This window comes from Geodermatophilus sp. CPCC 206100, from assembly GCF_048569675.1.
Lineage (GTDB): Bacteria > Actinomycetota > Actinomycetes > Mycobacteriales > Geodermatophilaceae > Geodermatophilus.
On record NZ_JAQISV010000021.1, the window covers coordinates 37,211 to 53,452 of the forward strand.

At 74.6% G+C, this 16,242-nt stretch carries 17 protein-coding genes and 1 riboswitch; of the genes, 11 read left to right on the forward strand and 6 right to left on the reverse strand.

What is annotated here, in order from left to right:
• Positions 1–3: 3 nt before the first annotated feature.
• Positions 4–327: an Rv2175c family DNA-binding protein gene (locus PGN05_RS11915; RefSeq protein WP_419752757.1), complete on the reverse strand. Its 324-nt coding sequence runs from the start codon at positions 325–327 to the stop codon at positions 4–6.
• A 79-nt stretch (positions 328–406) separates the two neighbouring features.
• Positions 407–492: riboswitch (ZMP/ZTP riboswitch) on the forward strand.
• Between the two features lie 26 nt (positions 493–518).
• Here PGN05_RS11915 and PGN05_RS11920 point away from each other — a divergent pair.
• The 5 genes from PGN05_RS11920 to bfr all read left to right on the forward strand — a co-directional run bounded on the left by PGN05_RS11920 (position 519) and on the right by bfr (position 6,004).
• Positions 519–1,973: a glycine hydroxymethyltransferase gene (locus PGN05_RS11920; RefSeq protein WP_419752758.1), complete on the forward strand. Its 1,455-nt coding sequence runs from the start codon at positions 519–521 to the stop codon at positions 1,971–1,973.
• A gap of 144 nt (positions 1,974–2,117) precedes the next feature.
• Entirely contained in the window at positions 2,118–4,115 is a 1,998-nt protein-coding gene (gene pknB, locus PGN05_RS11925; protein WP_419752759.1) for a Stk1 family PASTA domain-containing Ser/Thr kinase, read from the forward strand.
• A gap of 50 nt (positions 4,116–4,165) precedes the next feature.
• Positions 4,166–5,047, forward strand: coding sequence for a deoxyribonuclease IV (locus PGN05_RS11930; protein WP_419752836.1), 882 nt, complete (start codon positions 4,166–4,168; stop codon positions 5,045–5,047).
• A gap of 179 nt (positions 5,048–5,226) precedes the next feature.
• A complete protein-coding gene (locus tag PGN05_RS11935) occupies positions 5,227–5,424 on the forward strand; it encodes a (2Fe-2S)-binding protein (RefSeq protein WP_419752760.1) in 198 nt (65 codons plus the stop codon).
• Between the two features lie 91 nt (positions 5,425–5,515).
• The gene (gene bfr, locus PGN05_RS11940) at positions 5,516–6,004 is read left to right on the forward strand and encodes a bacterioferritin (protein WP_419752761.1); all 489 of its coding nucleotides are present in this window, start codon (positions 5,516–5,518) and stop codon (positions 6,002–6,004) included.
• A gap of 57 nt (positions 6,005–6,061) precedes the next feature.
• Here bfr and PGN05_RS11945 read toward each other — a convergent pair whose 3' ends face one another.
• From PGN05_RS11945 to PGN05_RS11955, 3 genes are read right to left on the reverse strand one after another with little or no spacing between them, the layout of a single operon-like run.
• Entirely contained in the window at positions 6,062–7,099 is a 1,038-nt protein-coding gene (locus PGN05_RS11945) for a threonine aldolase family protein (RefSeq protein ID WP_419752762.1), read from the reverse strand.
• A complete protein-coding gene (locus tag PGN05_RS11950) occupies positions 7,092–8,429 on the reverse strand; it encodes a class II 3-deoxy-7-phosphoheptulonate synthase (RefSeq protein WP_419752763.1) in 1,338 nt (445 codons plus the stop codon). The genes PGN05_RS11945 and PGN05_RS11950 overlap by 8 nt, the downstream gene beginning before the upstream one ends.
• A gap of 28 nt (positions 8,430–8,457) precedes the next feature.
• On the reverse strand, positions 8,458–9,483 hold the full coding sequence (locus PGN05_RS11955; RefSeq protein ID WP_419752764.1) for a 6-phosphofructokinase: 1,026 nt from the start codon (positions 9,481–9,483) through the stop codon (positions 8,458–8,460).
• Positions 9,484–9,562: 79 nt separating this feature from the next.
• On the opposite strand from PGN05_RS11955, the gene PGN05_RS11960 reads away from it, so the two are divergent.
• Positions 9,563–10,450, forward strand: coding sequence for an NmrA family NAD(P)-binding protein (locus PGN05_RS11960; RefSeq protein WP_419752765.1), 888 nt, complete (start codon positions 9,563–9,565; stop codon positions 10,448–10,450).
• Between the two features lie 89 nt (positions 10,451–10,539).
• Complete coding sequence (locus tag PGN05_RS11965; RefSeq protein WP_419752766.1) at positions 10,540–11,412, forward strand: MBL fold metallo-hydrolase; 873 nt, start codon at positions 10,540–10,542, stop codon at positions 11,410–11,412.
• Positions 11,413–11,435: 23 nt separating this feature from the next.
• On the opposite strand, the gene PGN05_RS11970 is transcribed toward PGN05_RS11965, so the two are convergent.
• A complete protein-coding gene (locus tag PGN05_RS11970; protein ID WP_419752767.1) occupies positions 11,436–11,921 on the reverse strand; it encodes a polyadenylate-specific 3'-exoribonuclease AS in 486 nt (161 codons plus the stop codon).
• Positions 11,922–11,955: 34 nt separating this feature from the next.
• On the opposite strand from PGN05_RS11970, the gene glpK reads away from it, so the two are divergent.
• Complete coding sequence (glpK, locus tag PGN05_RS11975; protein ID WP_419752768.1) at positions 11,956–13,431, forward strand: glycerol kinase GlpK; 1,476 nt, start codon at positions 11,956–11,958, stop codon at positions 13,429–13,431.
• A gap of 29 nt (positions 13,432–13,460) precedes the next feature.
• Positions 13,461–13,730, forward strand: coding sequence for a DUF6221 family protein (locus tag PGN05_RS11980; protein WP_419752769.1), 270 nt, complete (start codon positions 13,461–13,463; stop codon positions 13,728–13,730).
• A gap of 139 nt (positions 13,731–13,869) precedes the next feature.
• Here the strand turns inward: PGN05_RS11980 and PGN05_RS11985 are convergent, their stop codons facing one another.
• Complete coding sequence (locus tag PGN05_RS11985) at positions 13,870–14,634, reverse strand: lysophospholipid acyltransferase family protein (protein WP_419752770.1); 765 nt, start codon at positions 14,632–14,634, stop codon at positions 13,870–13,872.
• A gap of 120 nt (positions 14,635–14,754) precedes the next feature.
• Between PGN05_RS11985 and PGN05_RS11990 the strand changes: the two genes are divergently transcribed.
• Together PGN05_RS11990 and PGN05_RS11995 are read left to right on the forward strand one after the other, a co-directional pair.
• Complete coding sequence (locus PGN05_RS11990) at positions 14,755–15,555, forward strand: alpha/beta hydrolase (RefSeq protein ID WP_419752771.1); 801 nt, start codon at positions 14,755–14,757, stop codon at positions 15,553–15,555.
• A complete protein-coding gene (locus tag PGN05_RS11995; protein ID WP_419752772.1) occupies positions 15,552–16,238 on the forward strand; it encodes a hypothetical protein in 687 nt (228 codons plus the stop codon). Before PGN05_RS11990 ends, PGN05_RS11995 begins: the two co-directional genes overlap by 4 nt.
• Positions 16,239–16,242: the final 4 nt, after the last annotated feature.

The window sequence follows — 16,242 nt, forward strand, 5'->3', positions numbered from 1 at the left end:
CCGTCAGAACGCCAGGGCCTGGGCCCGGCGGGTGACCTCCGTGTGCCGGTCGTCGCGCAGCGCCTGCACCGGGGTGCCGGGCAGCGACTCGTCGGCGCGGAACAGCCACTCGAAGACCTCCTCGTCGCTGAACCCGCCGTCCCTGAGGACGGTGATCAGGCCGGGCAGGTGCTTGAGGACCGCGCCGTCCTGGAAGAAGTCGGCCGGGATCCGGCTGTTGCCGCTCCCGGGCACGGCCATGAGCCGGCGCTCGCGCAGCAGCTGACGGACCCGGTTCGGCGAGACCCCCAGGACGGCCGCGACCTCGGCGGGGGTGAACGTCTCCATGACGACCGAGCCTATGGCGCTCCCCCGGCCCGGCGCCCGGGACGCCGTCCGCTGCGCCCGCGCGGCCCTCGGTAGCATCGGGTGGGGCCGTGACTGGCGCATCGAGGTGGGAGCGACCACCGGGGAGCGGCCCGCACGACCCCGCCGGGCGCCTGGGCACCCCCTGAGTCGACACCCGCGCTGGAGTCCGCATGACCGACGTCACAGCCCCGTACGACGCCGCCACCGCAGCGGCGGCCTACCGCAGCGCGCTGGAGGTCATCGGCGCGATCGAACCGCGCGTGGCCGCGGCCATCGGTGCCGAGCTCGCCGACCAGCGGGCCTCGCTCAAGCTGATCGCCAGCGAGAACTACGCCAGCCCCGCGGTGCTGCTCACCATGGGCAACTGGCTGAGCGACAAGTACGCGGAGGGCACCGTCGGGCACCGGTTCTACGCCGGCTGCCAGAACGTCGACACCGTCGAGGCGCTGGCCGCCGAGCACGCCCGCGAGCTGTTCGGGGCGCCCTACGCCTACGTGCAGCCGCACTCGGGCATCGACGCCAACCTCGTCGCCTTCTGGGCCGTGCTCGCCTCGCGGGTGGAGTCCCCCGCGCTGGAGAGGGCCGGCGTGCGGCACGTCAACGAGCTCACCGACGAGGACTGGAGGACGCTGCGCCGCGCCCTCGGCGACCAGCGGATGCTGGGCATGTCCCTGGACGCCGGCGGCCACCTCACCCACGGCTTCCGCCCGAACATCAGCGGCAAGATGTTCGAGCAGTCCTCCTACGGCACCGACCCGGCGACCGGGCTGCTGGACTACGACGCCGTCCGGGCGCGGGCGCGGGAGTTCCGGCCGCTGATCCTCATGGCCGGCTACTCCGCCTACCCGCGCCGGGTCGACTTCGCCCGGATGCGCGAGATCGCCGACGAGGTGGGCGCCACCCTCGTCGTCGACATGGCCCACTTCGCCGGGCTGGTGGCCGGCAAGGTGCTCACCGGCGACTTCGACCCGGTGCCGCACGCGCACGTGGTCACCAGTACCACCCACAAGTCGCTGCGCGGCCCGCGCGGCGGCATGGTGCTGGCCCAGCCCGAGTACGCCGACGCGGTCGACCGCGGCTGCCCGATGGTGCTCGGCGGCCCGCTGCCGCACGTGATGGCCGCGAAGGCCGTGGCGCTGGCCGAGGCGCGCCGTCCGGAGTTCGCCGACTACGCGCAGGCGGTCGCCGACAACGCGCAGAGCCTCGCCGAGGGGCTGACCCGGCGCGGCGCGAAGCTCGTCACCGGCGGCACCGACAACCACCTGGTGCTCATCGACGTCTCCGGTTTCGGGCTCACCGGCCGGCAGGCCGAGTCGGCGCTGCTCGACGCGGGCATCGTGAGCAACCGCAACGCCGTCCCGGCCGACCCGAACGGCGCCTGGTACACCTCCGGCGTCCGGCTGGGCACGCCGGCGCTGACCTCCCGCGGCTTCGGTGCGGCGGAGTTCGACCGCACCGCCGAGCTGATCGTCGACGTGCTGTCGGGCACCACGCCGGCCGCCACGCGCGACGGCTCCGCCTCCAAGGCCGGGTACGCGACCGCCGAGGGCCTGGCCGGCCGGACCCGCGCCGCGGCCGCCGAGATGCTGGACAAGCACCCGCTGTACCCCGGCCTCGACCTGTAGGAGCACTCCTGCCCCACCGTGGGGCCGGGCGGCAGGGCCAGGGCTGACGGGTAACGGGGGGCCGGTGTGACGGGTGAACCGCCACAGCGGCCCTCCCCGCGTGTGCGGCCTGCGGAGACAGGCTCCGCTCCTACACTCGACCGAGTGGACACCGCCGTGACCGACCCCGTGGTCGGCCTCGTTCTCGAGGGGCGATACCGCCTCGAGGAGCGCCTGGCGCGCGGCGGCATGTCGACCGTCTACGCGGCCACCGACCTGCGGCTGCACCGCACGGTCGCGGTCAAGGTCATGGCCGAGCACCTCATGCACGACCCGACCTTCGTCGACCGCTTCACCCGCGAGGCGCGGGCCGCGGCGATGCTCAGCCACCCCAACGTGGTGTCCGTCAGCGACCAGGGCAGCGACCAGGGCCTGGTCTTCCTCGTCATGGAGCTGGTGCGCGGCCGCACCCTCCGCGACCTGCTGCAGGCCCGCGGCCGGCTCACCGTCGGCGAGGCGTTCGCCGTCCTCGAGCCCGTGCTGGCCGGCCTCACGGCCGCGCACCGGGCCGGCATCGTGCACCGCGACATCAAGCCGGAGAACGTCCTCATCGGTCAGGACGGCGTGGTGAAGGTGGCCGACTTCGGCCTGGCCCGCGCGCTCACCGGCACCGGCCAGACCAGCCACACCGGCGGGGTCCTCATCGGGACGGTCGCCTACCTCTCCCCCGAGCAGCTCGAGCGCGGCAAGGCCGACGGGCGCAGCGACGTCTACGCCGCCGGGGTCGTGCTGTTCGAGATGCTCACCGGCCACCCGCCCTACGGCGGGGACACCCCGTTGGCGGTGGCCTACCAGCACGTGCACCACGACATGCCCACGCCGTCGGACGAGGTGCCGGGCATCCCGTGGGAGGTCGACGACCTGGTCGCCCGCACCACCCGCCGCGACCCCACCGTCCGGCCGCTGGACGCCGCCGCCTTCCTCGCCGACCTCGAGGACGTGCGCCGCGACCTCGGGATCGAGCGGGTCCCGGTGCCCACCGGCCGCAGCACCGCCGGCCCCGGCACGCTGCGCCCCACCAACCGGCCCAGCCGCCCGCGCCACCCCAGCGACCCCGGCCCCGCCGACGGCACCACGGTGCTCACCGGCGGCGGCACGCGGCCCGGCGGTCGCGGCTCGCGCACCTCGATGCTGCCCGGGATGGGCCCCGGCCCGACCACCGACGTCGCCGGCCGCCGACCGGCGCCCGAGCGGGCCCGGCCCGGCGTGCCGCAGCACATCCGCCGCCGCCGCGCCCGGTTCGCCGTCGCCCTCGTCCTGCTGCTGGCGATCACCATCGGCGCCGTCGGCTGGTGGCTGGGCTCCGGCCGGTGGACGACGGTGCCGCAGCTGGCCGGCAAGGACCAGGCGGCCGCGATCGACCTGCTGCAGGGCGCCGGGCTGGACCCGGACTGCTGCGAGGAGCAGTTCAGCGAGGACATCCCCGCCGGGACCGTCATCTCCGCCTCCCCCGACGGCGGCGACGCGATCCGCGGCACCGACGTGCGGCTGGTCGTCTCCAAGGGCGCCGAGCGCTTCCAGGTGGACCCGGCGATGGTCGGCCGGCCGCTGGAGGAGGTCCAGGCGGAGATCGGGAAGACGATCCCGGTGGTGTCCTCCGTCGTCCAGGACTACGACAACGACATCCCCGTCGGTCACGTCACCGGGTTCGAGCCCGAGGCCGGGACGCAGATGGTCCGCGACCAGCCGCTGACCATCTTCGTCAGCCGCGGGCGCGCGCCGGTCACCATCCCCGACGTCGTCGGGCTGACGCCCGAGGCGGCGACCACGAACCTCACCAACCTGGGCTTCACCGTCCAGCGGACCGAAGGCCGCAGCGCCGACGTCGACCGGGGCGAGGTCATGGCCGTCCAGCCTGGGCCCAACACCCAGGCGCCGTACCAGAGCAGCGTGACCATCCAGGTGTCGGTCGGGGTGCCGCAGGTGCCGGTGCCCGACGTGGTCGGCAAGACCCAGGAGGAGGCCACGGCCGCGCTCCAGGCCGCGGGGCTGCAGGTCGAGGTCAGCCAGTTCTTCGGCGACCGCGTGCTGCGGCAGACCCCGCGGGCCGGCGAGGTGGTCGACACCGGCACCCGGGTGACGATCCTCGTGACCTTCGGATAGGACTGAGCACCCTGCACACCGCACCCTCCCTGCCGCCGATCGGCGCGCACATCCAGATCAAGGGCGGCCTGGCCAAGGGCGGCCTCGCCTACACCGACGCCGTCGGCGCGCGCGCCGTCCAGGTCTTCGTCGGCAACCCGCGCGGCTGGAAGCTGACCGCGGGCGACCCGCGGCAGGACGCGCTGTTCACCGCCGGCTGCGCCGAGCGCGGGGTGCCCTCGTTCATCCACACGCCGTTCCTGGTCAACGTCGGCTCCCCCACCGAGGCGACCGTCGAGCAGTCGATCGCCTCCATCGCGCACAACCTGGCCCGCGGCGCGCAGCTGGGCTGCCAGGGCGTCGTCGTCCACGCCGGGTCGGCCGTCGGCGAGGACCGCTACGAGGACGCGCTGCGCCAGCTGCACGAGCGGCTGCTCCCGGTGCTGGACACCGTGCCGGACGACGGCCCGCGGCTGCTGGTCGAGCCCACGGCCGGGGGCGGCCGGTCGCTGGCGGCCACCGTCGAGGACCTCGGCCCCTACCTCGACGCGCTGGAGCACCACCCGCTGGTCGGCGTCTGCTTCGACACCTGCCACGCCTGGGCGGCCGGCCACGACGTCTCGGTGCCCGGGGGCATGACTGCCACCCTGGACGCCCTCGAGGCGACCGTCGGCCCCGGCCGGCTGGGCCTGGTGCACGCCAACGACAGCCTCGACGCCTGCGGTTCCAAGCGGGACCGGCACACGACCATCGGCGCCGGGACCATGGGCGGCGGCGACTACGGCACCGGCCCGTTCGCCGAGCTGCTGGCGCACCCGGCGATGGCCGGCGTCCCGGTGGTCGTCGAGACGCCGAGCGAGCGCGACGGCACCCCGTGGGCGGGGCACGCCGCCGACATCGCGCTGCTCGTCGCCCTGCGCGACGCCGGCGTCCGGGCGGCGGAGGCCGCCTGACCCGCACTCCGGGTGATCACCTCCCGCGCACGGCTGCCGGAACGGGTTCCCCTCCCACCACGGACGCGTGCTGATCACCCCTCTCGGGATCCCGGACGGATCCGTCCGCCACCCCTTGGCACATCGGTGAGGCTGGGCTAAGTTAGGCGGGCCTTCCTTCCCCTGCCCCGGGAGCGCGTGTGTACGTCTGCATCTGCTTCGCCGTCAGCGAGACCCAGCTGGCCGACGTGATCGCCGATGGAGCGCGCACCGAGGAGGAGGTCGGGGACGTCAGCGGCGCCGGCACCGGCTGCGGCAACTGCCTCGACCGCATCTGCGACCGGCTGCGCGCCGCGAACCCGCTGCACGGCCTGGAGATCGTCGAGCCCGCCGCCTGAGGTCAGGCTGCCCATGCTGAGGTCGACCTGAGTGGCGCCGTCCTCACCGGGCCCCGCTAGCCTCGGCCGCAACCGAGCCGAGGAGGAGCGCATGCAGGGCGACGCACGGGTCATCGAGTACCTGAACGAGCAGCTGACCAGCGAGTTGACCGCCATCAACCAGTACTTCCTGCACGCGAAGATGCAGGAGAACTGGGGCTACAACCGGCTCGCCGCCTACACCCGCAAGGAGTCCATCGAGGAGATGACCCACGCGGAGCGGCTGACCGACCGGATCCTCTTCCTGGAGGGCCTGCCGAACTACCAGCGGCTGCTGCCGCTGCGCATCGGGCAGACGGTCCGGGAGCAGTTCGAGTCGGACATGGCCGTCGAGGTCGAGGTCCTCACCCGGCTGCGGGAGGCGATCCCCTACTGCGAGTCGGTCGGCGACCGCGTCTCGAAGAACCTGTTCGAGGAGATCCTCACCGACGAGGAGCACCACATCGACTACCTGGAGACCCAGCTGCACCTGCTGGACACCCTCGGCGAGCAGCTGTACCTGGCGAGCCAGGTCGAGCAGCAGGCCACCGGCACCGAGTAGTCCTCCGCACGCGGCGACGGGCCCGCACCCCCGACCGGGGTGCGGGCCCGTCCCGCGTCAGCGGTCCAGCAGCCCCGCGAGGACGTCCGCGGCCCGCTCCACGCCGGCTCGGTCGACGTCGAGGTGGGTGACGAGGCGGACCCGCCGCGGGCTCACCTGGGAGACCAGCACGCCCTGGGCCTTGGCGGCCTCGGCCACCACCGGCGCGGGGACGTCGTCCAGCACCACCATGTTGGTCTCGACCGTCGCCGGGTCGACGCCGAGCCGCTTGGCCAGCAGCCGGGCGTGCTCGTGGTCCTCGGCCAGGCGGCCCAAGTGGGAGTCGAGGGCATACGTGCAGGCCGCCGCCAGCACGCCGACCTGGCGCATCCCGCCCCCGAGCCGCTTGCGCCAGAGCCGCGCTGCCGCGATCCGCTCCGCCGAGGCCACGAGCACCGACCCGACCGGCGTCCCCAGGCCCTTGGAGAAGCAGACGGACGCGGTGTCGGCCAGCCGGCCGTAGGTGGCGAGGTCCACGCCCGAGGCGACGTGCGCGTTCCAGATCCGGGCGCCGTCGAGGTGGACGGCCACGCCGGCCTCCCGCGACCAGGCCCAGAGCCGCTCCAGCTGATCCAGCGGCTGCACCAGCCCGCCGCCGCGGTTGTGGGTGTTCTCCACGGCGACCGCGGCGGTGGCGGTCAGGTGCCAGTCACCCCGCGGGCGGACCTGGGCGATCAGCTGCTCGGCGTCCAGCCGGCCGGTCCCTGTCCCGCCCCGCCACCCCCGGCCGTCGGAGACCACCGTGCGCGTGGAGATGCCGAACACGGCCGCCGCCGCGCCCATCTCGTAGGTGACCACGTGGGCGTCGGCGTCGCAGAGCACCTCCTGGCCGGGCTCGCACACCAGGCGCATGCCGATCTGGTTGCCCATGGTCCCCGACGGCACGAAGAGCGCGGCCTCGTGGCCGAACAGCTCCGCCGTCCGCTCCTCGAGCGCACGGACCGAGGGGTCCTCCGCGTAGACGTCGTCCCCGACCTCGGCCTCGGCCATCGCCCGGCGCATCCCGGCGGTCGGCCGGGTGACGGTGTCCGACCGCAGGTCGATCAGGTCAGCCACGCAGCATCTCCGCGACCAGGAACGCCAGCTCCAGCGACTGGCCGGTGTTCAGCCGGGGGTCGCAGGCCGTCTCGTAGCGGCTGTTGAGGTCCTCGTCGGAGATCTCCATCGCCCCGCCGAGGCACTCGGTGACGTCCTCACCGGTCAGCTCGACGTGGATGCCGCCCGGCCAGGTGCCCAGCGCCCGGTGCACGTCGAAGAAGCCGAGCACCTCGTCGACGACGCGGTCGAAGTGCCGGGTCTTGTACCCGGTGGAGGACTCGTGGGTGTTGCCGTGCATCGGGTCGCACTGCCACACGACCTGGTGGCCGCTGGCGGTGACCTTCTCGACGATCGCCGGCAGGACGTCGCGGATCTTGCCGTTGCCCATCCGGCTGATGAGGGTCAGCCGGCCGGGGACGCCGTCGGGGTCGAGCCGCTGGACCAGCTCCACCGCCTGCTCGGGCGTCGTCGTCGGGCCGATCTTCACGCCGATCGGGTTGGCGATCCGCGACATGAACTCCACGTGCGCGCCGTCGAGCTGGCGGGTGCGCTCGCCGATCCAGACGAAGTGCGCCGAGCTGGCGTAGGGGCGGCTCTCGTGCAGCCGCAGCAGCGCGCGCTCGTAGTCCAGGATCAGCGCCTCGTGGCTGTTGTAGAGCTCCACGCCGCGCAGTGCCGTGTCGTCGACCCCGCAGGCCTTCATGAACGCCAGCGCCCGGTCGATCTCGCGGGCGATGACCTCGTACCGGACCCCCGCCGGGGAGTTGGCGACGAAGTCCTTGTTCCAGTCGTGCACCGCGTGCAGGTCGGCCAGGCCGCCGCGGGCGTAGGCGCGGATCATGTTCATCGCGGCCGCGGAGTTGGCGTAGGCGCGCACCAGCCGGAACGGGTCCGGGATGCGCTGCTCCAGCACCGGCTCCAGCGCGTTGACCATGTCGCCCCGGTAGGAGGGCAGGCCCAGCGCGTCGGTGTTCGACGACCGCGGCTTGGCGTACTGCCCGGCCACGCGCCCGACCTTCACCACGGGCACGCTCGCGCCGTAGGTGAGGACGACGGCCATCTGCAGCAGCGTGCGGGTGGTGCTCTGCAGGTGCGCGTCGGTGTTCAGGTCGAACGTCTCGGCGCAGTCACCGCCCTGCAGCAGGAACGCCCGGCCCTGGGCGACCTCGGCCAGCCGGCCGCGCAGCTCGTCCACCTCGGTCGGGGCGACGATCGGCGGGACCGACGAGAGGGTGGACAGGACGGAGTCCAGCGCGGCACGGTCCGGCCACTCCGGCTGCTGGGCGGCGGGCAGATCCCGCCACCGGTCCAGGCCGGGGACCAGATCCGCGGGGTCGGTGAGGGTCACGCCTCCACAGGGTACGGGTGCCCGCCGGTCAGCCGAAGAAGACCTCCACCTCCGCGTAGCGCTCGACCGGGACGAGCTTGAGCTGGGCCGTCGCCGCCGTCAGCGGCACCCGCACGATGTCGGTCCCGCGCAGCGCGACCATGACCCCGGACTCCCCGTCGTGGACCGCGTCGACCGCCGCCAGCCCGAACCGGGTGGCCAGCACCCGGTCGAAGGGGGACGGCGTGCCGCCGCGCTGGACGTGCCCGAGGACCACCGCGCGCGCCTCCCGGCCGGTGCGCTGCTCGATGAGCGAGGCCAGCGCGGTCCCGATGCCACCGAGCCGGACGTGGCCGAAGGCGTCCTTCTCCCCCGTGGCGAGCACCATGCCGCCGTCCTTGGCCACCGCGCCCTCGGAGACGACGACGATCGGCGAGTAGCCCGAGTCGAAGCGGTGCTGGCAGTGCGCGACCACCGCGTCGACGTCGAAGGGCTGCTCGGGGATGAGCACGACCGTCGCGCCCCCGGCCATGCCCGCGTGCAGCGCGATCCAGCCCGCGTGCCGGCCCATGACCTCCACGACCAGCGTGCGGTGGTGGCTGTCGCCGGTGGTGTGCAGGCGGTCGATCGCCTCGGTCGCGACGCCGAGCGCGGTGTCGAAGCCGAACGTGTAGTCGGTGGCGTCCAGGTCGTTGTCGATGGTCTTCGGGACGCCGACCACGGTGACCCCGGCGTCGGCCAGCTTGGTGGCCACGCCGAGGGTGTCCTCCCCGCCGATCGGGATGAGGGCGTCGATGCCGAGCCGGTCCAGGGTGGACATGACCCGGTCCGCGCCGCCCTCCAGCGCGTAGGGGTTGGTGCGCGAGGTCCCGAGCACCGTGCCGCCGCGGGGCAGGATGCCGCGGACGGCGGCGAGGTCCATCGGCACCGTGTCGGCCTCCAGGACGCCCCGCCAGCCGTCGCGGAAGCCGACGACCTCGTCGCCGTGCTGCGTGACGCTCTTGCGGACGACCGCGCGGATGACCGCGTTGAGGCCGGGGCAGTCCCCACCGCCGGTCAGGATGCCGATGCGCATGTACGTCCTCCGCGGGAAGGGTTGTCGCTGCTCAGCCGTTGGTCGCGGCCATGATGCCGTACCTCCCCCGGATGCACCCGTGAGCCCCACCGTCGCCGTCACGGGGGCCAGCGGGACCCTCGGCGGGCGGGTCGCCCGGCGCCTGGCGGGGCGGTCCGACGTCCGGCTGCGGCTGGTCGTCCGCGACCCCGTGCGCGCACCGCGGCTGCCCGGCGCGGAGGTGGCCGCCGCCCCCGGGGGCTACGCCGACGGCCCCGGGCTGACGACCGCGCTCGCCGGTGTGCACACCCTCTACCTGGTGTCGGCGGCCGAGGCCGAGGACCGCGTGCAGCAGCACCTCACCGCCGTCCGGGCCGCGGCGGACGCCGGCGTGCAGCGCGTCGTCTACACCTCGTTCCTCGGGGCCGCCCCCGACGCCGTGTTCACCCTCGCCCGGCAGCACGCGGTCACCGAGGACGCGATCACCGCGACCGGCGTCCGCGCCACCGTCCTCCGGCACGCCGTGTACGCCGACTTCGTGCCGTTCTTCGCCACCCTCGAGGACGGGCGGGCGGTCATCGCCGCCCCCGCCGGCGACGGCCGCGCGGCGTTCGTCTCCCGCGACGACCTCGCCGACGTGGGCGCCGCCGTCCTGCTCGACGACTCCGGCGCGCTCGACGGCCGCACCCTCGACGTGACCGGCCCGGAGGCGCTCTCGCTCGACGAGGCGGCCGCCGCCCTCGCCGAGGTGACCGGCCGGCCCGCCGAGTACCGCCGGCAGACGGTCGAGGAGGCATGGGCGACCCGCCGTCCCACGGGGCACCCCGACTGGGAGATCGAGGGCTGGGTGAGCAGCTACCTGGCCATCGCCGCCGGGGAGATGGCGGCGGTGTCCGACGTCGTCCCCGCGCTGACCGGGCACCCCGCGCGCACGGTGGCCGAGCACCTGCGGGCCTCCCCCGGCGACTGGGCGCACTTGCGCGGCTGACCGACGCGCCACGGAGCACTTGGGCCCTGCTGGGCAGCACCGGAGGGGCCTAGCGTCGGCGCCGCTGGCACGACAGCCGGAGGTGTCCCATGGACAGTCCCTACCAGGCCGCGGCCGACGTCCACGTGCTCCCCGCGAACCTCGCGCTCCCGGGAGTCGGCGTCCTGCCGATCAACGCCTACGTGATCACCGCCGAGGAACCGGTGCTGGTCGACACCGGGCTCGGCGTCGACGCCGACGACTTCGTCGACGCGCTGAGCGCGATCGTCGACCCCGGCCGGTTGCGCTGGATCTGGCTGACCCACGACGACGCCGACCACACCGGCAACATCGAGCGGGTCATGGAGCTGGCGCCGCGCGCGCGGCTGGTCACCCACGGCTACGCGGCGTTGCGGATGTCGACCTGGTGGCCGCTCCCGATGGACCGGGTGCACGCCATCCGGTTCGGCGACGACCTCGACGTGGGCGACCGCACCCTCACCGCCGTCGCCCCGCCGCTGTTCGACAACCCGATGTCCACCGGCCTGCTCGACCGCTCCACGGGCGACCTGTTCAGCGTCGACGCCTTCGGGGCGATCATCCCGGAGCCGACCCAGTCGGCCTCGGACGTGCCGCCGGAGGCCCTGGCCGGGGGCATGCTCGGCTGGGCGACGTCGGACTCGCCGTGGGTGCACCTCACCGAGCCGGCCGCGTTCGGGCAGGTCCTCGACCGGGTGCGCCAGATCCAGCCCCGCCGGATCTTCTCCTCCCACCTGCCCGCCGCGGACGGGACGGCGCTCGAGGACTTCCTGGCGGTCCTGCAGCAGGTCCCCTCGGCCGAGCACTTCGTGCCGCCCAACTCCGACGAGTTCGCCCAGATGGTCACGGCGCTCACCGAGATGCAGCGCGCCGGGGTGCCGGTGCCGAGGACCGAGGCCGCACCGCAGCCCGCGTCGCCGGCGGAGGCGGCACCGCGCGGCTGAGGGGTCCGGGCGGTCCGGGCGGGTCAGGTCCGGGCGGCCGCCATCGCCTGCCAGCGGTCGAGGTTGTACCGAGCGTCGATCAGGGCGTCGTGCACGCCGGCCGGCTTCGGCGGGAGCGGCGGCTGCCCGACGTCGTCCCAGCGCTGCCGCAGCTCCCGGGTGAACCGCGGGATCGGCCGGGGCAGCGCCGGCATCGCCCCCCAGAGCTGGCACAGCGCCACGTGGTCGTAGGCGCCGAACCAGGCCCACAGCTCGATCTCCTCGCCGGGGCCGGTGAGGAACGCCAGCAGGTCGTCGCGGATCCGCTGCCGGCTGCGCCAGGCCCGGTCGGCGGGGGGCGGCAGCTGGTCGAGCACGTTGCGGCGCACCCAGGGGATCGCCTTGCGCTCGTCGAACTCGGTGCTGACGGCGTAGAACTCCCGCCCGGTCTCGTCGACGACGCCGATGCTCACCAGGTCGATCGTGGTGCCGTCCTCGATGAACTCGGTGTCGTAGAAGAACCGCCGCACGCCCCCACCGTAGGGGCGCGTTAGGTTGCCGCTCATGCCGGTGCTGGCGATCGACGCGGGGACGACCGGCGTGACCGCGCTCGTCGTGGGCGAGGACGGCGGCGTCCTGGCGCGCGGCTACCGCGAGTTCGCGCAGCTGTTCCCCCGCCCGGGTTGGGTCGAGCACGAGCCCGAGGACATCTGGACGGCGACCCTCGCCGCCTGCCGCCAGGCGCTGGCCGGCACGCCCGAGCCGCCGACCTGCGTGGGCCTCACCGACCAGCGCGAGACCGCCGTCGTCTGGGACCGCCGCACCGGCCGGGCGCCGCGTCCGGCGATCGTCTGGCAGGACCGGCGGACCAGCGCCGTCTGCGACCGGCTGCGCGAGGCCGGGCACGAGCCGCGGGTCGCGGAGCTGACCGGCCTGCGGCTGGACCCCTACTTCACCGGCACCAAGTACGCCTGGCTGGCCGCCGAGGAGCCGGGCCTGTGGGAGGGGGTCGCCGGCGGGGTACTGGCGCTGGGCACCGTGGACTCCTTCGTCGTCAGCCGGCTCACCGGCGGCGCCGCGCACGTGACCGACCCGAGCAACGCCTGCCGCACGCTGCTCTACGACCTGACCGCCGGCGGCTGGTCCGACGAGCTGTGCGCGCTGTTCGGCGTCCCCCGCTCGGCGCTGCCCGAGGTGGTGCCCAGCTCCGGTGTCGTCGGCACCACCGATCCCGACGCGTTCCTCGGCCTGCAGCTGCCCGTGGCCGGCATCGCCGGCGACCAGCAGGCGGCACTGTTCGGCCAGGCCTGCTTCGAGCCCGGGACGAGCAAGTGCACCTACGGCACCGGCTCGTTCGTGCTCACCAACACCGGCACCTCCCCCGTCCGGTCGGACGCCGGGCTGCTCACCACAGTCGCGTGGGACCTCGGCGACGGCCTGGTCTACGCCCTCGAGGGCTCGATCTTCGTGACCGGCGCCGCGGTGCAGTGGCTGCGCGACGGCCTCGGCCTCATCGACTCCGCCGCCGAGATCGAGGGGCTGGCGCGCACCGTCCCCGACGCCGGCGACGTCGTCTTCGTGCCCGCCCTCACCGGCATGGGCGCGCCGCACTGGGACCCGCACGCCCGCGGCGCGATCCTCGGCATCACCCGCGGGACGACCCGCGCGCACCTGGCCCGCGCCACGCTGGAGGCGATCGCCTTCGAGGTGCGCGACGTCGTCGACATCATGGTGTCCGAGGCCGGGCTGGAGGTGCCGGAGCTGTCGGCCGACGGCGGTGCCAGCGCCAACGACCTGCTCCTGCAGCTGCAGGCCGACCAGCTCGGTGTCCCGGTCCGCCGTCCGGTGGTCACCGAGACCACGGCGCTCGGCGCGGCGTTCCTCGCGGGCCTGGGCACCGGCGTGTGGGCCACCACCGCGGAGCTGGCCGAGACCTGGACGCTCGACCGGAGGTTCGAGCCCGTGCCCGGACGCCGGGACGACGGGCGGCACGACCGCTGGCGCGAGGCCGTCGGCCGCGCCGGCCGCTGGACCTCCTGACCCCGACCCCCGAGACGGACACCCCCCGCATGCGACACCCAGAACTCGTCGACTTCCTGCTCGCCCGCTTCGACGAGGACGAGGAGGCCGCCCGGTTCGTGCAGCTGAGCCCGGCGCCGACCAACCGCGCGCTCGTCGAGCACGTCCTCCGCGACGTCGAGACCAAGCGGCAGCTGGTCGAGTACTTCCGCGACCTGGAGGGCCGGGGGTTCACCGGCGGCACGATGGACCACGCCCTGCGGCTGATCGCGCAGACCTACGACGCGCACCCCCACTACCGCGACGAGTGGCGCCCCTGAGGGAGGTGCCTTCAGCGCCGCGACCCGGCTCGTGGCCCCCTCCAGGGCACCGCCCCGAGCACGCGAGGGGTGGGGAGGAGAAGAAGGACCCCGTCCTCCCACCCCTCGCAGGCTCAGGGTGGGACCCGGGACGGGGCCGTCAGCCGGCCAGGGACTCCGGAGCCCGGTCGGTGGCCTCGTCGACGGGCGGCTGCAGCCGCCGCAGGACCTCCGAGGCGCTGGCGCCGGTGGCGTCCATCGACTTCTTGACCGTGGCCCCGTAGACGTCCACGTACTCCTGGGACGACAGGGTCATGATCTCGTACATGATCTCGTCGGTGACCGACCGCTCGACGAAGCGGTCACCGGCCAGCCCCTCGTAGCGGCCGAAGTCCAGCGGGGCGCCGAAGCGGACGCACACCCTGGGCAGCCGCGCCCCGACCAGCGGCAGCCGGCGCGGGCGGTACACCATCGCCACCGGCACGACCGGGACGCCGGTCTCCAGCGCCATCCGGGCCACCCCGGTCTTGCCGCGGAACAGCCGGCCGTCGGGCGAGCGGGTGCCCTCGGGGTAGATGCCGAGCACCCTGCCGTCGCGCAGGATCCGCAGCCCGGTGCGGATCGCGTTCTCGGCGGCCGAGGCGCTGCTGCGGTCGATGGGCACCTGCCCGGCCCCGGAGAAGAAGGCGCGCTGCAGGAAGCCCTTCACGCCCCGGCCGGTGAAGTACTCGGCCTTGGCCAGGAAGGTGACCCGCCGGCGCAGCGACAGCGGCATGAACACCCAGTCCGCCGCGGACAGGTGGTTGCTCGCCAGGATGGCGGCGCCGGTGCGCGGGACGTTCTCGACGCCCTCCACGCGGGGACGGAGCACGAGCTTCACGACCGGGCCGATCGCCACGAACTTGAGGAACCAGTAGAACAACACGCCTCCCTCGGGGGCTGCCAGACTAGGGAGCCCGGCGGCGGATGGACAACGCGAGGTCCGTCGCACCTGGCCCACGCCCTGCCGGTCGGCTCCGCCCGCCCGACGCCGAGGAGGACCTCCGTGCCCACTGACGAGGCACCCGTGGCCGGTCTGCTGCCCGGCGCCGAGCCGTTCGCGTTCCCCGGCGGCCCGGCCGGGGCCGGCACCGGCGTGCTCCTGCTGCACGGCTTCACCGGGTCCCCGTTCAGCGTGCGGCCCTGGGGCGAGCACCTGGCCGCCGAGGGCTTCGCCGTCCGCGCGCCGCTGCTGCCTGGCCACGGCACCCGCTGGCAGGACTGCAACCTGACCACCGAGCAGGACTGGGTGGACGCCGCCTCCGGGGCGCTGGACCGGCTGAGCGCCGACTGCGACCGGGTCGTCGTCGCCGGGCTGTCGATGGGCGGCACCCTGGCGATCCGGCTGGCCCAGCTGCGGCCGTACGACGTCGCCGGCCTGGTGCTGGTCAACCCCTCGCTGCTCACCCAGCGGCTGGACGCCAAGCTGCTGCCGCTGCTGGCCCGCGTGACCCCCAGCTGGGCGCCGATCGCGAACGACATCAAGAAGCCCGGTGTCACCGAGCTGGCCTACCCGAAGCTGCCCACCCGCGCGGTGCTGGGCCTGCGCCGGCTCTGGACGGCGACCCGCGCCGACCTGGGCCGGGTGACCGCGCCCCTGCTGGTCTTCCGGAGCGTCACCGACCACGTCGTCGAGCCGGCCTCGGCGCAGGTGCTCCTCGCCGGGGTCGCCAGCACCGACACCACCGAGGTGCTCCTGGAGGACAGCTACCACGTGGCCACGCTGGACAACGACGCCCCGCGCATCTCCGCCGGCTCGGTGGACTGGATCCGCGCCCGCGTGCCCGCGCTGGAGGAGGGCGCGTGAGCACCCCGCGCCGCGGCCGGGGCCGCCGGGACAACGGGCTGGACGCCGCCCTGTGGTCCCCGCTGCGCGACGTCGACCCCCGCGTCGGCGAGCACCTGCTCGACGTGCTGCGCGACGCGGGCATCGCCGCCTACCTGGAGCCGTCGGCCGACGTGGAGCCCTACACCCGGACGGTGTCGCTGCCGAGCCCGCCGACCGACCGGCTGTTCGTCGACCGGGGCCGCTCGGGCGAGGCCCGGGGCCTAGTCGAGCAGCAGGTCGACGAGCACGCGCCCGAGCGCACCCGGGCTCCGCGGGTGCTCCGCCGGGACGTCGACGAGGACGCCGAGTGGACGCGGATCGTGGCCGCCTTCGAGGCCGAGCACGGCCGCACCGTGGTGGACGAGGACCCCGCCGCGAGCCCCGCCCCGGCGCCCGCGGAGCCGGAGGTCCTCGACCGGCCGGAGGAGCACTACGAGCCGCCGCCGCCCCCGCCGGTCCCGGCGCCCTCCCCCGCGTCGCTGTACGCGGTGCTGCTCATCGCCGCCGGCGTCGTCCTCGTCGTCGCGCCCCGCGTGCTCGGCCTGACCTCCGACGTGGGGCTGGTGCTGGGGGTGGCCGCGGTCGTCGGCGGGGTCGGGCTGCTGGTGTCGCGGATGCGCGAGCGGTCGACCGACGACGGTGACGACGGGGCGGTGGTGTAGCGCC

Bases quoted from the DNA above. Each gene is read 5' to 3' on its own strand.
- PGN05_RS11915 (WP_419752757.1), bottom strand. From the start codon at position 327: ATGGAGACGTTCACCCCCGCCGAGGTCGCGGCCGTCCTGGGGGTCTCG.
- PGN05_RS11955 (WP_419752764.1), bottom strand. From the start codon at position 9,483: ATGCGCATCGGCATCCTGACCGGCGGTGGGGACTGCCCCGGCCTCAAC.
- PGN05_RS11980 (WP_419752769.1), top strand. From the start codon at position 13,461: ATGCGACACCCAGAACTCGTCGACTTCCTGCTCGCCCGCTTCGACGAG.
- bfr (WP_419752761.1), top strand. From the start codon at position 5,516: ATGCAGGGCGACGCACGGGTCATCGAGTACCTGAACGAGCAGCTGACC.
- PGN05_RS11965 (WP_419752766.1), top strand. From the start codon at position 10,540: ATGGACAGTCCCTACCAGGCCGCGGCCGACGTCCACGTGCTCCCCGCG.
- PGN05_RS11920 (WP_419752758.1), top strand. From the start codon at position 519: ATGACCGACGTCACAGCCCCGTACGACGCCGCCACCGCAGCGGCGGCC.
- glpK (WP_419752768.1), top strand. From the start codon at position 11,956: ATGCCGGTGCTGGCGATCGACGCGGGGACGACCGGCGTGACCGCGCTC.